Annotated in this window: 12 protein-coding genes; 6 read left to right on the top strand and 6 right to left on the bottom strand. The window is 66.4% G+C overall.

Annotated features, from left to right (window positions below; genetic code table 11):
- Positions 1-208 precede the first annotated feature (208 nt).
- Both ACQR1Y_RS24160 and ACQR1Y_RS24155 read right to left on the bottom strand, forming a co-directional pair.
- Positions 209-1,882 (bottom strand): outer membrane beta-barrel protein, encoded by a 1,674-nt coding sequence (locus ACQR1Y_RS24160; protein WP_434878482.1) that lies wholly within the window; start codon positions 1,880-1,882, stop codon positions 209-211.
- Between the two features lie 387 nt (positions 1,883-2,269).
- Positions 2,270-3,067, bottom strand: a complete 798-nt coding sequence (locus tag ACQR1Y_RS24155) for an SDR family NAD(P)-dependent oxidoreductase (RefSeq protein ID WP_434878481.1) — start codon at positions 3,065-3,067, stop codon at positions 2,270-2,272.
- 86 nt (positions 3,068-3,153) lie between these two features.
- Between ACQR1Y_RS24155 and ACQR1Y_RS24150 the strand changes: the two genes are divergently transcribed.
- Positions 3,154-3,624 (top strand): MarR family winged helix-turn-helix transcriptional regulator, encoded by a 471-nt coding sequence (locus ACQR1Y_RS24150; RefSeq protein WP_434878480.1) that lies wholly within the window; start codon positions 3,154-3,156, stop codon positions 3,622-3,624.
- Between the two features lie 667 nt (positions 3,625-4,291).
- On the opposite strand, the gene ACQR1Y_RS24145 is transcribed toward ACQR1Y_RS24150, so the two are convergent.
- Both ACQR1Y_RS24145 and trhA read right to left on the bottom strand, forming a co-directional pair.
- Positions 4,292-5,086, bottom strand: a complete 795-nt coding sequence (locus ACQR1Y_RS24145; protein WP_434878479.1) for an SDR family oxidoreductase — start codon at positions 5,084-5,086, stop codon at positions 4,292-4,294.
- Positions 5,087-5,110: 24 nt separating this feature from the next.
- A complete protein-coding gene (trhA, locus tag ACQR1Y_RS24140; RefSeq protein WP_434878478.1) occupies positions 5,111-5,806 on the bottom strand; it encodes a PAQR family membrane homeostasis protein TrhA in 696 nt (231 codons plus the stop codon).
- A 207-nt stretch (positions 5,807-6,013) separates the two neighbouring features.
- Here trhA and ACQR1Y_RS24135 point away from each other — a divergent pair, with 207 nt between their 5' ends.
- The gene (locus tag ACQR1Y_RS24135) at positions 6,014-7,477 is read left to right on the top strand and encodes a YcjX family protein (protein WP_434878477.1); all 1,464 of its coding nucleotides are present in this window, start codon (positions 6,014-6,016) and stop codon (positions 7,475-7,477) included.
- Entirely contained in the window at positions 7,474-8,505 is a 1,032-nt protein-coding gene (locus ACQR1Y_RS24130) for a YcjF family protein (protein WP_434860021.1), read from the top strand. The genes ACQR1Y_RS24135 and ACQR1Y_RS24130 overlap by 4 nt, the downstream gene beginning before the upstream one ends.
- On the opposite strand, the gene ACQR1Y_RS24125 is transcribed toward ACQR1Y_RS24130, so the two are convergent.
- Positions 8,506-10,011: a glycosyltransferase family 39 protein gene (locus ACQR1Y_RS24125; protein WP_434878520.1), complete on the bottom strand. Its 1,506-nt coding sequence runs from the start codon at positions 10,009-10,011 to the stop codon at positions 8,506-8,508.
- Positions 10,012-10,247: 236 nt separating this feature from the next.
- Here ACQR1Y_RS24125 and ACQR1Y_RS24120 point away from each other — a divergent pair, with 236 nt between their 5' ends.
- The 3 genes from ACQR1Y_RS24120 to ACQR1Y_RS24110 all read left to right on the top strand — a co-directional run bounded on the left by ACQR1Y_RS24120 (position 10,248) and on the right by ACQR1Y_RS24110 (position 13,865).
- On the top strand, positions 10,248-11,972 hold the full coding sequence (locus ACQR1Y_RS24120) for an adenylate/guanylate cyclase domain-containing protein (RefSeq protein ID WP_434878476.1): 1,725 nt from the start codon (positions 10,248-10,250) through the stop codon (positions 11,970-11,972).
- 235 nt (positions 11,973-12,207) lie between these two features.
- Positions 12,208-12,408 carry a cold-shock protein gene (locus ACQR1Y_RS24115; RefSeq protein ID WP_434860019.1) on the top strand — a complete coding sequence of 67 codons (201 nt, stop codon included), beginning with the start codon at positions 12,208-12,210 and terminating at the stop codon, positions 12,406-12,408.
- Between the two features lie 248 nt (positions 12,409-12,656).
- Positions 12,657-13,865 (top strand): CaiB/BaiF CoA transferase family protein, encoded by a 1,209-nt coding sequence (locus tag ACQR1Y_RS24110; protein WP_434878475.1) that lies wholly within the window; start codon positions 12,657-12,659, stop codon positions 13,863-13,865.
- Between the two features lies 1 nt (position 13,866).
- On the opposite strand, the gene ACQR1Y_RS24105 is transcribed toward ACQR1Y_RS24110, so the two are convergent.
- Complete coding sequence (locus ACQR1Y_RS24105; RefSeq protein WP_434878474.1) at positions 13,867-15,408, bottom strand: hypothetical protein; 1,542 nt, start codon at positions 15,406-15,408, stop codon at positions 13,867-13,869.
- Between the last annotated feature and the right edge of the window lie 122 nt (positions 15,409-15,530).

Genomic DNA, 15,530 nt, shown 5'->3' with positions numbered 1-15,530 from the left:
CTTGGGAACGCGTCGCTCGACCTAATGCGGGTATAGCGCTGCTTGTTGAAGACCTCGACGCTCGCGGCAACGGCAGTGTATCGCCCCCTCCCCGCGAGGGAGGGTGAGATCGAGATCGCAGCACCGTTCGTTAATATTATCGGGCCGTCAGTCATGCAGACGCTGCGCATCCCTCAGCCAGAGTGCGCGCCTCGCGCCCCACGTCGCCTCAGTACTGCACCCGCACCCCGACGACGCCGACCACCGCCATGAAGTTGTTGAGCGCCACGTTCGAGCGCGTCCACTCCGTGCGCACCTCGCTCTTGAGCTGCACGTTGCGGTTCAGCTTGTAGACGCCGCCCGCGGCGAGAAACATGCGCTGGTCGACGCGGCCGATGCCGACGAACTGGTCCTGGCCATAGCCGCCGCGCAGCGAGCCGATCAGCCAGGGCTCGAACTGATGATCCATCTGCAGGATCACGTCGCGCGACAGGATGCCGGAGACGTTCACGGCCGGCGTCTCCGACGCCTGCGAGCGCGCCACCAGCACGAAGGTCGTCGTATCGGTCGCGGACCAAGCCAAGGTCGCATCCGCGATCACGCCGCTGATATTGGGCATCATGGGCGAGTCCATGCGACGGGTGAGATAGCCGACCGAGGCCTCGCCGGTCACCGAGCCCATGTTGACGACCGCGCCGGCGCGCCCGGCGATGCCGGTGGAGTCGCGGCGCTGGCCGTTGAAGTCGACCTGCAGATCATGGTTGCGCCGGTCGAAGCTCATGTCGATGAACGGCGAGATGTTCGGGGTCAGCACATAGGTGACGCGCACCTGTGCGCCCGGCTGGGTGAAGTTGCGATCCTGCGTCCGCAGCGGCACGTTGGCGGTGATCAGCGCATCGTTGAACACGACGCGATCGGCCGATCCCTTGAACGCGATCTCGGCTGGGCCGATCTTCTGCAGCACGCCGGCACTGCCGCCGAAGGTCGTCGCGCGCGGCAGCTTGACGGCGCCGGGAAGCGCCAGCGCATCGTTGACGAAGCGCGCCTCGCCGGTCAGCGCCGTTCCCTCGATGACATCGTAGCGTCCCTGCGCGCGCGCCTCGAACGTCGGATGGCTGAGCGAGCGGACGTTGGTGTCCTCGATATAGGCGCCGCGAAAATCGGCGTTGAGCTGATGCCGCTCCCATTGCGAGCGCACCGCCACTTCAGTCGCGACGATCGCCACCGGCGATCCGGCCCCGCCGTTACGCCGGGTCGGATTGGTGTCATAGCCGGCCTGGATTTCGACCGCCGGCTTCACCAGGAACGAGCCGATCGTCACGCCTGTCGGATCATAGGGCTTCGCCTCCGCCGCCACCGGCTGCGGCTTCACCGTGTCGAGATTGCGCTCTGGCAGGACGTCACGATTGCGCAGCACGGGCACAGGCTGGGCCGCAGCGACCGTGGTTTCGGGCGCCGCAGTCGCGGCCGCAATCTGCTTCGGCGCCGGTGGCGCGGTGGGCGCTGCGGTGCGGGTGGCCGGCAGCGTGGCCGCCCCGACCGTGCCACGCGCCGGCCGGAAGGTTGCAGGCCCGAACGCGAAGCTGCCGGCCGGCGCATCCCTGCCCGGCGCAGCCAGCGATGGCGCCCCCGCCTCGCGCATGGGACGCAGCAGCGCGCTGATGCCGCGCGGATCCTGGCGCATCATGAGAATGCGGCTGTCGGTCGCGATCCGCGGAACGTTGTAGTAGATGCTGCGCGCGGTGACATGGCGGAAGAACAGGCGATCGGCACGTCCCGGCACGACGTCGGTCGGCTTCGTCTTGACGGTCTGCTGCGCGGAGGCCGGGTCAGCCACCATCACCGCCAGAAGCAGCACCTCGACGAAGGCGAGCGTGACCCCGCGCTGGGATCGCGTCACCATGAGCCGCTTCGTCCGCACCGCGAACGCGCCGGTCTTGTGAGGTGAATGAGCTTGCAAGACAAAACCGGGGATATGCCGAAAAATGCGTGAACGTCAGGTCAGGGCGCCGTCGCGACGACACGCAGCGCTTCCGCGACGAGTTCCCCTTCCCTTGGAAATAATCGGCAAAGCTCGGCGGAAGTTTTGCCGCGCTGGGGAGATTTCATGCGAGATTGAGAAGCGCACGCAATCGGTTTCGGCGGCGGCCGGGTGCCAAGTTGAACGCTCTTCGAACGAACGCACCCATTCGGGCGACCACTCTCGCGAAGATCGGGTCGAGCCGCATCTGGTCGACCGCCACCCTCGCCGTGTTCGCATGCCGCCGGATGATCGGCGGACTCGTGAGCCTCAGGCTGCCAGAAATCCGCCATCCGCGGCCAAGACGTGGCCGACGACGTAGGACGATGCATCCGACAATAGCCACAGCACGGCCTCGGCGATGTCCTCCGGCTGCCCCATCCGGCGCAACGGCAGCCCGGCGGCGACCGTCGCCATGTCACCGACACCGGCGCGGAGCATCATGTCGGTGACGACGCGTCCCGGCGCGATTGCATTGATCCGGACGCCACGCGGCGCCGCCTCCATCGCCGCCGAGCGGGTCAGGGAAATGACGGCGGCCTTCGACGCCGAATAGAGCGCGAGCCCGGCATTCGGATTGCGCACCCCGCTCACGGAGGCGTTGATCACGATGCGGCCCTGTCCGCGGACATACATGGCTGCAAGCTGCGCACGCAGACACAGAAAGACGGATCGCACATTGGTGCCGAACACGTCCTCATAGACGTCGTCGCCCTGTTGCTCGATCGGCGCCCGGCGCTCCTGAAACCCGGCATTGTTGAAGGCCGCATCCAACCTGCCGTAGCGGTCCAGCACGGTTTGCACCAGGTCTGCCACGTCGTCTGTGCGTGTCACGTCGGTTCTCACGGCGAGCACCTCGCAACCGAGCGCCCGGCATTGCGACGCTGTGTCCTCGAGCTCTGCCTCGCGGCGGCCGGCGATGATCACGGCCTCCGCCCCTTCGGCCGCCAGCTTCAGGGCGGCGGCGCGGCCGATGCCGGAGCCGCCTCCGGTGACGAGGCAGACCTGTCCCTGCATGCGCGAGGCCGTGGGCGTTCCGAGCTGCGCCGCGAGCCGTGTATCACCCATGTCGCACCCTCCGGAGGCAGACCGCCGGCGACGCTCCGTTGCGTCGGCTATTTGTTGTATGCTACAACTATTGGACAGGAGTCAAGATGCCTGAGCCGGACCTCACTCTCGTCGACGACATCCGCGCCGCCTCACGCCTGATGGTGCGCGAGCTCGGCTTCATGGACGCCACGCTGGCCGCCACCGAACATCCGCCGTCGGCCGTCCACACCATCCTGGAGATCGGCCTGCGCGGCCCGTTGACGGCGATGCAGATCGGCGCCGCGCTGCATCTGGAAAAATCCAGCGTCAGCCGCATGGTCCGCAAGCTGATCGATGCTGGCGAATTGCAAGAGACGGTCGATCCCGGCGATGCCCGCAGCAAGCCGCTCTGCCTCACCGCCAAGGGGCGAAAAACGTTGGCCTCGCTGCATGCGTTCGGCCGGCAGCAGGTCCGCGGAGCACTGTTGTCACTGTCGACATCCGAACGGCGAACGGTCCGCGACGGCCTGCTCCTTTACGCGCGCGCGCTCGAAGCCCGGCGCGCTGCGGATGCAGACATGCCATCGCCGGGCTGACCGTGCACGACGGGCAGATGACGCAAGGGGGCCATGACGAAACTGCCCGTCGTGTTGAATTGTCGCATCTTGCGGCCTTGTCACGTCGGGCAAATCAGGACGATTCTTCCGCGCATCCCGTCTCACTCGAAGGGGCGTTGCGCGCGATCGTCACGACACGCGAGGCGGGGATGCGATGGCCGCGGTCTGCCGCAGCGTGTCCTCGGATGCGCCGACGAACGGTGGGACTGCGGACGTGAAGTCGCAGCGTCCTGACACCCCGATGCTGGTGTCCCGCGCGATGCGCAAGCATCGTTGCGAATGGTGGCCAACAAGCCCGGCGCACCAGGGAGACTGCGTATAAGCGTTAAGACCGTCGCGCAGGGAATGCCGGGTCGATCCGGCTGCACCTGTGGTACCTGCCGCCTGCATTTTTTTCCGCAGGCGGGCCATGGGTGAGGCCATCACCCGGCATTCCCTGCGCCCTTCGAATAGTTGAGGGGCAAGTCGATTGCACAGCTCGGGCGTCATACGCCGCGGGGATGCGGAGTCACGTCAAGTTGCCTGGATATACCGCGCCTCCCTCCACGCTGTCATTGCGAGCGAAGCGAAGCAATCCAGAGTCCCACGCTCAACCCTGGATTGCTTCGCTTCGCTCGCAATGACGGAAACGCCAATGAACAAGCAGCTACTTCCCGAACTCCTCGCGCATCCTCGCCTGGATCTTCGCCATGCCACCGAGCCAGCGGTCGTAGTTCTCGGTCTTCTTGCGCATGTAGCCGAGAACCTGGGGATGCGGCAGGATCGGGAAGCTCTCTTCGGCGAGACCCTTGAGCACATCCTGCGCGACCTGCTCCGGCGAAAGGTCGCCGTCGCCGGATTGCGGGCCCTTGGGGATCGAGCGCAGCATGTCGGTGTCGACGCCCTGCGGGCACAGGATCGAGACCTTGATGTTGTCGGCCTTGTGCGAGATCGCGAGGTTCTCGGCGAAGCCGACCGCGGCGTGCTTGGTGGTCGAGTAAGGCGCGCTGCCAACCTGCGACAGCAGGCCGGCGGCCGAGATCGTGTTCAGAAAATATCCGCCACCCCGCGCCTTGTAGCGCGGGATCAGATGCCGCGCCGCCCAGACATGGGCCATGACGTGGATCGCCCAGCTCCGCGCCCATGGCTCGTCGGAGGTGCCGCCGACATTCACCGACAGCGGATCGAAGCCACCGCCGATGCCGGCATTGGAACAGAACAGCGCGATCGGCCCGAACTGCCGCTCGGTCTCTTCGATGACGTGCCTGATGTCGGCTTCCTGGGAGACGTCGCATTTGAACGCCGCACCGCCGATGCTCTCAGCGACGGCCTTGGCGCCGGCCTCGTCGAGGTCGGCCACGATCACCTTGGCCGCACGGGCACCCGCGAAGGCCTCGCACAGCGCCTTGCCGATGCCGCGGGCTCCGCCGGTGACCACGACAATCTTTCCGGTCACCTGCATGCAAAGCCCTCCCCGTGGAATTTTCTATGTCAGAACCAGGTCCAGAACGGCCGTATAATGAAAGCCGGCGCCCAGCAACACGAAACCATGCCAGATCGCGTTCTGGAAACGCAAGCGCCGCCACGAATGGAAGATGACGCCGAGGCTGTAGAGAATGCCGCCGGTGAGCACGCAGGCCAGCACCGAGGTCGGCATCACCGTGATCACCCGATCGTACATCATGATGCCGCTCCAGCCGAGTGCCAGATACAGCCCGATCGACAGCGCATCGAAGCGGCCGGGCCAGCGCAGCTTGAGCACGATGCCGAAGATGGCGACGCCCCAGACGCCGAGCAGCAGCACCGACGAGAACAGCGTGTCCTTCAACGCGGCGATGAACGGCGTGTAGGTCGCGGCGATCAGCACGTAGATGGCGGAATGATCGAACCGACGCAGCACCCATTTGGTCGGCGACACCGGCCAGAGATTATAGGTCGCCGACAAGGTCAGCATCGACAGCAGGCCCGCGACATAGATCGACACCACGACGATGTCGACGGCGCTGGCATAGATCGCGGTCAGCACCACGAGCACGGTCGCGGCCACTAGGCCGGCGGCGATGCCGACGATATGCACGACGCCGTCGGCGATGATCTCGACCTTGTCGTAATTCCACCGCATCGCCCCGGTGGCGGCGTGGACGGAGGTGGATGCGAACTGCTTCAGTTGAAATACGGTCATCTCAGAACCTGGCGCTGGCTGGCCGGCACAACTGGCCACAGGGGACAATTGTGCCGCAATGATTATGGTTTCCAGTGGTCAACGTTCCGTTCAAGGTCTGGTTCTATCCGGAAACGGTGCGGAAATGTGAGCTTGAATCCGGCGTTTTGCGTCGCCACCTGTCAAAAATCGCTCACGCTCTTTTCAACTGGCCAATCCCCTCCTCCCATGGTGTCCTTCTCCGATCTCGTCGAGGAAGCGCGGCTCTCGGCCCGCGCCCTGCTCGATTATGGCGAGAGCTTCCTGAACCCGACATTACGGCTCGGCGTCACCGGGCTGTCACGGGCCGGCAAGACGGTGTTCATCACCGCGCTGATCCACGACCTCGTTCGCGGCGGACGCATGCCGGTGTTCGAGGCGCTGGCGTCGGGCCGTATCGCAAAGGCCTATCTCGCGCCGCAACCCGACGACGGCGTGCCGCGCTTTGCCTATGAGAGCCACGTCAAGGCGCTGGTCGCCGAGCGGCGCTGGCCGAGCTCGACGGTCGATATCAGCGAGCTCCGGCTGGTGATCGAATTTCAGCGCACCAACGGCGCCGAGCGCACCTTGACCCTGGACATCGTCGACTATCCCGGCGAGTGGCTGCTCGATTTGCCGCTGCTCAACAAGACCTATGAACAGTGGGCGAGCGAGAGCCTCGCGCTGTCGCGCAGCGAGCCGCGGGCAGATGTCGCCAAGGCCTGGCACGCGCATCTTTCGACGCTGTCGGCCGAGGGCCGCGAGGATGAGCCGGCGACGCTCGAGGCGGCCCGTCTGTTCACCGATTATTTGCGCGCCTGCCGCGATGAGCGCTTCGCGATGAGCCTGCTGCCGCCCGGACGTTTCCTGATGCCCGGCAATCTCGCCGGCTCGCCGGCGCTGACCTTCGCCCCGCTCGACGTGCCGGCCGACGGCAGCGCGCCGAGCGGCTCGCTGTGGGCGATGATGGCGCGGCGCTTCGAGTCCTACAAGGAAATCGTGGTGAGGCCGTTCTTCCGCGATCATTTCGCGCGGCTCGACCGCCAGATCGTGCTGGTCGATGCTCTTGCTGCGTTCAACGCCGGCCCCGAGGCGCTGCACGATCTCGAGGCCGCGCTGACCGGCATTCTCGACTGCTTCCGCGTCGGACGCGGCAATTTGCTGACCGCGTTGTTCAGGCCGCGGATCGACCGCATCCTGTTCGCAGCGACCAAGGCCGACCATCTCCACCACACCAGCCACGATCGTCTCGAAGCGGTGCTGCGGCGCGCGGTCAATCGCGCGGTCGCTCGCGCCGAGAGCACCGGCGCCGTGATCGACGTGGTGGCACTGGCAGCGGTGCGCGCGACGCGCGAGGCGCTGGTCGCGCGCGGCCGCGACAAGCTACCGTCGCTGCTCGGCACCCCGGCCGCCGGCGAGAGCGCCAATGGCGAGATCTTCGACGGCAACACCGAGGTCGCCACCTTCCCCGGCGAGCTTCCGGCCGATGCCGAGGAGCTGTTCAAGGGCGGCGCCTATCGCGGCCTGTCCAGCGCGGGCGCCGACGGGACCGACTTCCGTTTCCTCCGCTTCCGGCCGCCGCTGCTGGTCCCGGAGGCTGGCGTCGAGCCGGCGCTGCCCCATATCCGCATGGACCGCGCCCTTCAGTTCCTGATCGGAGACCGGCTGCAATGAGCGATCGCGCCAAGCCCCGTCGGCCCCAGACCTTCCGGCTCGACGATCCCGATGTCGTCGTGGTCGATACCGAGGACGCCGCGCGCCCGAGCCGCGGCACCATCCAGATCACCCCGGAGGCCGATCCGGCGCAACTGCCGGTGCCGATCGAGACCGTGCTGCCGGCGCGGCGCGGCTTTCCCTGGGGCGGCTTGTTTTGGGGATCGGTCGGCGGCCTCGTCCTGCTCGGCCTGGGCCTCGGCGTCACCCGGCTGATCGAGGATCTGTTCGCGCGCAGCGAGGCGCTCGGCTATGTCGGCTCAGGTTTTGCCGCCGCCGCAGCGATCGCGCTGGCCGCCGTGATCGGGCGAGAGACCTATGGGCTGGTGCGGCTCGCCACGATCGAGAAGCTGCATCGGCGCGCCGCCGCCGTGCTGCTCTCCGACGATCGCGCCGAAAGCCGCGAGGTCATCGCCGAGCTGCTGCGGATCGCGCACGCCAATCCGCGACTGGCGCGGCCGCGCGCCGCGCTTGCCGGTCATGCCGACGACATCATCGACGGCGCCGACATGATCAAGCTCGCCGAGCGCGAGCTGATGGCACCGCTCGACATCGAGGCACGGCGGCTGGTGTCGGTTGCCGCGCAGCGCGTCTCGGTGGTCACCGCGGTCAGCCCGCGCGCGATGATCGACGTGCTGTTCGTGTTCGTCGCGTCCTTGCGCATGATCCGGCAATTGGCGCGGCTCTATGGCGGACGTCCCGGCGCGCTCGGCATGATCAGTCTCTTGCGCCACGTCGTCGCCCATCTCGCCATCACCGGCGGCATGGCGGCGAGCGACAGCCTGATCCAGCAGGTGCTCGGTCACGGCATCGCGGCGAAGCTGTCGCAGCGCCTCGGCGAAGGCGTGCTCAACGGCCTGCTGACGGCGCGGCTCGGTCTCGCCGCGATCGACGTCACGCGACCGATGCCGTTCGCCGCGCTGCCGCGGCCGGCGCTCGCGGATCTCGCCAAGGACCTGCTGCGCAAGCAGGAGGATGACGAGAAATGATCAGGCGTACGGCGTGGCGTCGGGATCGCCGGCGAGCCAGCGCCACTGGTACAGCGGCGACTCCGCCGGCGGCGAGAGCTCGGGCGTCCAGCCCGTCAGCTTGCCGAACGTGTAGCTGTCCATGACACGGCCGCGCCAGCTCCGCTCCACGCTGCCGAGCGGCTCGCGCCGTGCGGTGGTGCCCGCCAGCAGCGGTGCGGTGTTGTCCGGATCGCGGACAACATAGAGACCCGTATGCCCAGCGATCTGCGCCATGCCGGGATCACGGAAGCCGACGAAGCGGGCGCGCTCGTTGATCTGGATCACCGGCACGCGGCCGCGCATGAACCAGCGCATCATCGCATAGGTGCGATAGTCGGAAGTCGCGATCCAGGTGGCGCCGGTGGTTTTGAGCTCCTGTTCGAGCCGCTCCGCCACCTGCTCATAGCCAGCCTCCGCGCCGATCGGATCGGTGCGGCCCAGGAAATTCCAGGGCGCGGCGACGTAATAGAGGAAGATCAGCACGACCATGGCGATCCCACTCACCACCGCGATCCGCGCCCAGCGCAGCGTCGAGCGGATGAACCAGGCCGGCGCGCCGTCCTCCCTGAGCTTGACGATGTTGATCGCCACCGCCGCAAACCCGATCGGCCACATGAACATCGGCCAGGTGTCGCCGATCCGCAGAGTCAGGGATTTCCAGAGGAAGTAGAGAAAGGGAACGAGCACCGCCGTCGACAACAGAATGCCGACCGGCTCACGTGTGCGATAGCCGCGCCAGGCGGTCAAGGTCAGCGCCGTCAGCGTGACCGGCAGCAGCACGAAGCCAACCTGTCCGAACTGCAGACCGATGTAGTCGCCGAGCGTCCGCAACGAAAAATCGTGCGGCGCCGTGGCGCGGACGAACTGAAAGCGGAACGAGGCCCAGTCGTGCTGAACGTTCCAGATCAGCACCGGCGAGAACACGATCAGCGCGATCACCGCGCCGAGCCACGGATACGGACTGAAAAGCCAGCGGCCACGCCAGCTCGGCACGAGCAGAAACGCCGCGACGGCGGGCAGCAGCATCACCACCGTGAATTTGGACAACAGCGCCAGACCGCCGAACATTCCGGCGGCCAGCCACCAACGTCCGTCATTGCTTTCGGCGAGCCTGACCAGCGCCCACATCATCGCCACCGCGAACGGAATCGCCGCGACATCCGGGGCGACCTTGGCCATCAGCAGCCCGTAATACAGCGCGGCCTCGGGCAGCAGCACCGCGAGAACCACGGCCTGCACGTTGTGGGTGAGGCGGCGGACGATGTCGGCGAGCAGCAGCTGCGTCGCGACCATGGCGAGGATGCCGGCGAAGCGCACACCGAGGTTGGTGTCGCCGAACAGCGCGGTTCCGAGCCTGATGAACCAGGAAATCATCGGCGGATGGTCGAGGAAGCAGAGCTGCAACTCCTTCGACCAGGTCCAGTAATAGGCTTCGTCGGTGCGCAGATCGAGAGCGGCCGCATAGACCATGCGCATGATCGTCATGCCCGTGATCACGGCCAACGGGATCAGCCACGCCGCGCGCTGGTCCTGGGATTTTCGGCTGTCAATGTCGGGAGGGATGGTCGCCACGGCGTGCTTTTCCCCGACATGGCCGGACGAGTCAACGCGGGAGTCGATGCTCGTGCGCAGACGCCCCGATACCGCCGCCGCTCGGCCATCGCCTCTAGGCCGTGCTGGAATAAATCTCTAGTTTGGCGGTTCACGCTCGCACGGACAGCATGACCCGTTTTTCGCTTCCACACCATCTGCGCACCGCGTTTCGCGGCCTCGGCCTCCGCCAGATCAGGCTGATCTGCGGGATCATCCTGTTCTGCTATCTTCTCAGCCACTTCCTCAACCATGCCCTCGGCAACATCTCGCTGGACGCCCTCGCCGACGGAGTGTCCTACCACATCGCCTTCTGGCAATTCCTCCCCGTCGCCGTCGTATTCTACGCGGCCGCTCTGACGCATGGCGGGCTGGGGGTGTGGGCGCTGTATCAGCGCCGGCAATTCAGCCGCGGCACGATCGAGCCATTGCAGCTTTTGCTCGGCCTGAGCATTCCCGCGCTGATCTTCAGCCACATCGCGGGCGTGCGTCTCGGGCAGACGCTGTACGGACACGAGAAGCTGTACCCGCAGGTTCTGTATTCCTATTGGACGGGCCCGTCCTGGCGGCTCTGGCTGATGTCCGCGGCACTGCTGACGTCGTGGATCCACGGCTGCATCGGGCTACACTTCTGGCTGCGGCTGAAGCCGTTCTACAGGCGCGCGGCGCCGTGGCTGCTCGCTTGCGCCGTGCTGATCCCCACGCTGGCGCTGCTCGGCTTCTACCGCGGCGGCCGTGACGTCATCGCCGTGAGCACGACCGCGCAATGGCGCGCCGAGAACCTGTCTCAGAAGCAGATGGGCACCCCCATGGAAGGGGCAAAGCTCGAAGCCATTATGAACGGTTTCCTGATTGGCTATCTCGGCCTGATCGGCATCGCGCTCGCTGCCCGCGGAGCCCGCGCGTTGCACGAGCGGCGCGGCGGGGTGGTGACCCTGTCCTACAACAACGGCCGCGTCATCCGGGTGCCGAAGGGCCTCTCGGTGCTGGAGGCCAGCCAACGTAACAACGTGCCTCATGCCAGCATGTGCGGCGGACGCGCGCGCTGCTCGACGTGCCGCATCCGGGTGATCGGCGATCCCAGCCACTTGCCGCCGCCATCACCACGAGAAGCCTTCGTCCTGGCGCAGGTCGGCACCGACGATCCTTCGATTCGGCTGGCCTGTCAGTTGCGTCCCACCGACGACCTGTCCTTCTTCCAGTTGTTCATGCCCAACCTGGCGCATGGAGCGCACAGCAACCCGAGCGCTGGCATCGGGCAGGAACGCTATCTCGTCAGCCTGTTCGTCGACATGCGCGGATCGACCAGCCTTGCCGAGAAGCGCCTGCCGTTCGACGTCGTGTTCATCGTCAATCGCTTTCTCACAGCGGTCTCACAAGCCGTGCTCAGCAACGGCGGGCAACCTAATCAGTTCGTCGGCGACGGCATGCTCGCGCTGTTCGGACTTTCGGCGGATCCGCAGGTCGCCTGCAGCCAGGCGATCCGGGCCGCGGGTGACATCGCGGTCAACGTCGCCGAGCTCAATCGGCTCCTGAGCCACGATCTGCCCGAGCCGATCCGCTTCGGCATCGGCATTCACGGCGGCGAAGTCATCGTTGGCGAGATCGGCTATCGCGACCACATGGTGTTTACGGCGCTCGGCGATGCCGTGAATGTGGCCTCGCGGCTGCAGGACCTGACAAAGACACTCGGCTGTCAGGTCATCATCTCCGACGACGTCTACGCGCGGGCCGGGATCGGTCCGGACATCCTGCCGCAGCGGGAGGTGGAGATCCGCGGCCGCGCCGAGCCGATGCGGGTCCGCACCGCTGCGGAGCCCACCGATCTCGTGGCAGGTGGAGGCGCTGCCGCATGAAAGGTCTCATTGAACCTGTCCGCAGCCTGCGCTGTCATATCGAGAACGGTTGCGACGGGGTGGGCGCGCGTCGGTCGAAAGCCGCAAAACCGCCACGATATCGATCGTTTCGGGCCAGGAGCGCCCGCTGTTTGCGCTACCAAGCCTGTCACAACCGCAGTAGTCTCGAAATCCGGGCCTGACGGTTTGCGGGGACCGTAGGCTCGTTCTGGATTGATACCCGCGGAGGCAACGTATGGCTAAAGGTACGGTCAAGTGGTTCAACCCGACCAAGGGCTATGGTTTCATCCAGCCCGCGGCCGGGGGCAAGGACATTTTCGTTCATATCTCCGCAGTGCAGAAGGCCGGACTCACGACCCTCAACGAGGGCCAGACCATCGAGTACGAAGAGATCGCCAACCGTGGCAGGACGTCGGCTGAGAACCTCAAGGTGTAGCAGGCGCGGCGCGCCATTCCGTCAGACGGCTTTTCGGCGCACGCGTTCCAGGCACCACGCCATCGCTATTTGACACGACGAGATCAGACAGGAGCGGCGACCGCTCCTGATCACATGTTTCATATTGTTTGTAGTAGCATCCGTCTTCCCCGCCATTGCCTCGCCCGCCCGTCCCGGGTCAAATAGGCCCCGAACCGCGCCGACACTAGAATTCCAGCGCGCGGAAACGATGACGGGAGTGACGCCACATGGATGACAAGGGCATTTTTCATGGCCTGAAGGTGCTGGATTGCGCGAGCTTCATCGCCGCCCCTGCCGCCGCCACCGTGCTTTCCGATTTCGGCGCCGACGTCATCAAGATCGAGCCGCCCGGCGCCGGCGATCCCTACCGCAACCTCCCGAACCTGCCCGGCTATCCCCGCAGCGAGCACAATTACGCCTGGTATCTCGAAGCCCGCAACAAGCGCAGCCTCGCGCTCGATCTGTCGAAGCCGGAGGCGCAAGACGTCCTGCAAAGGCTGGTTCGCGAGGCCGACGTTTTCATCACCAACTTCCCGCCCTCGGTCCGCGCCAAGCTCGGCCTCACCTACGAAAGACTGGCGCCGCTGAATGAGCGGCTGATCTATGCGTCGTTTACGGGGTATGGGGAAAAGGGCGAGGAGGCCGACAAGCCGGGCTTCGACAGCAACGCCTATTGGGCGCGGTCCGGACTGATGGACCTCGTCCGCGCCGACGAGAGCACGACGCCGGCGCGCTCGGTGGCCGGCATGGGCGACCACCCCTGCGCCATGGCCTTCTATGGCGCGATCGTCACGGCGCTGTATCAGCGCGAGCGGACCGGCAAGGGCTCGCATGTGGCCTCCAACCTGATGGCGAACGGCGTCTGGGCGGCCTCCGTGCTCGCCCAGGCCAAGCTGTGCGGCGCGACCTTTGTTGAGCGGCGGCCGCGCGAGCGGGCGCTGAATGCGGTGGCCAACCACTACAAATGCCAGGATGGCCGCTGGATCATGCTGTCGCTGCTCAACGAGGAGAAGCAGTGGCCGATCCTGGCGCGCTGCTTGGGCCGTGACGACCTGATCGACGATCCGCGCTTCGCCACCAAGGCCGACCGCCACGCCCGCTCGGTCGAGCTGATCCACGAGTTCGACGCGGTGTTCGCGACCAAGCCGCTGGCCGATTGGCGCAAGATCCTCGACGGCAGCGGCCTGGTGTTCGGCGTCGTCGGAATTTTGGACGACATTCCGAACGACAAACAGATGCTGGAGAACGAGGTGCTGGTGCCGTTCGAGAACGACACCATGCTCACCGTCAGCAGCCCGATCTTCATCGACGGCCAGCGCAAGGTCGCCCCGCGCAAGCCGCCCGGTGTCGGCCAGCACAGCGACGAGATCCTGCGCCAGGCCGGCTTCGACGACGACGCCATCAAAACCCTGCGTGCGCGCGGCGCGGTGGCCTGAGCTAGCGCGTCGCGATGAAGCACATGCCGAAGCGCGTCGCGGGGCCGGTCTGACAGGACAGCTTCGCGGCGCAGGTCCAGGTCGAAAAGCTCCTGTCGTTGTCGACGGCCTCGCTCTTGGCCGCGTAGCAATGGCCGCCCCAGCCGTCATTGTAGACGGTGCCCCCAAGCTCGTCGCTGCCGCGCAGTTGCGGGCGGCTGGCGAAGCCGCGCGAAAAGTCGGGTGCGCGGCCTTCGGCGAAGGCAGTGAGGATGTCGCGACGGCGCACCTGGTCGCCGAAGAAGTGCGGCGAGGCCGGCACCACCGTGGTGTTGGACGGCTTCTCGGCCATCCAGTCGACGCCCGGGAAGTGGAAGCCGCCGATGCCGCGGGTCTGGTGGCAGCCGCCGCAGCTCGAATCGTTCAGGCGCCGCTCGAAACCGGCGACCGATTGAATGGTCTGCAGCGTTACCCCCTGCGCGGCCGCCTTCTCCAGCGCCCCGACCACGTCGGCCTCGCTGAAGACCGCGCCCTTCCCTTCCTCTCCCTGCACCAGCCCATAGGCCGGCAGCAGATCCGAATTGACGAAGCCGGTCGGCGTCGGCGCCACCGCGACCTTGGCCAGGAATTTGTCGGGGATCACCGCCATGCCGCGATCGAAGGCGGCGAGATTGACCGGATCGAGCAGCCAGGCCTTGAACTCGCGCGCGAGATCGGCATCCGCAAGCAGCCGGTCGCGGTCGACCTGATCCTCCAGCACCGCCTCCTCGAAGCTGTTGCTCGTGGCCTGATAGTCGAACACCTTCATCATGTAGTCGGTGCGGAAATCGCGCACCGCGGATTTCGGCGCATGCGCAATCTGCAGATTGGTCTCGATGCGATGGATGTTCTCCGGCCGGATCAGCGCGAGCGGCCCGTCCGGCGCGGTCAACTTCGCCGCCAGCTCGGGGCCGGTCAGCTGCAGGTCGGATGTCGAAAGCCAACGCTTGGCGATCTCGGCACAGCTCGGCGAATCCGCCCTGGCCTGTTCGTCGCTGCGCGCCTTGAGCACGACGTTGAGCGTCATCGGCAGCCTGGGCGAGGCGATCTCGCCGACCTTGGCCTCTGGCGGCATCGTCCGCGTCAGGCGGTACAGCAGCCGCACCTCGCCGCAATGGGCGGGATCGACGAAGGCGCGGTCCATCCGGTTGACGATTCCGGCCAGGACGAAGCGGGCGTCGGAAGAATCCAGCACCGCGCGGTCGAACAATTGGAATGCGTAGGCATTGCCGACGCCGATGCTTTCGTTCGGCAACGTCGCCTTGTGCTTGTCGACATAACGGTCGAACTCGGCGTCGAGCGCCTTGCGTACAGGCACCATGGCAGGCAGCGCGAACAGCGCGGCGCCGGTCAGCGGCGCCTCGCTTTTCGCGAGCATCGCGCCGAGCCCGAACGCGCCCTTGTCGAGCTCGCGCAGCGCGAACGGCTCGAGGATCGCGGTGCCGCGCTCCAGCGGCGCGCTCTCGTCGGCGTGGGCGAGCGAACTCAGGCCCAGCAGCACAAGACCAATGACAGACAGTCGCAAGACCGGCCTCCTCGCTTCCGACGTAGACGCAACTGACGGCCTGCTAGCCCTCGAACATAGCCGAAAGGCGGCGGCGGGAGCCAATTGTGCGACGAGGCGCCTCACGTGCCGGTGAGGCGCCT

The organism is Bradyrhizobium sp. HKCCYLRH3099 (genome assembly GCF_051167855.1).
Lineage (GTDB): Bacteria > Pseudomonadota > Alphaproteobacteria > Rhizobiales > Xanthobacteraceae > Bradyrhizobium.
The sequence above is the reverse complement of the archived record's forward strand: the minus strand, read 5'-3'. Positions and strand labels throughout refer to the sequence as shown.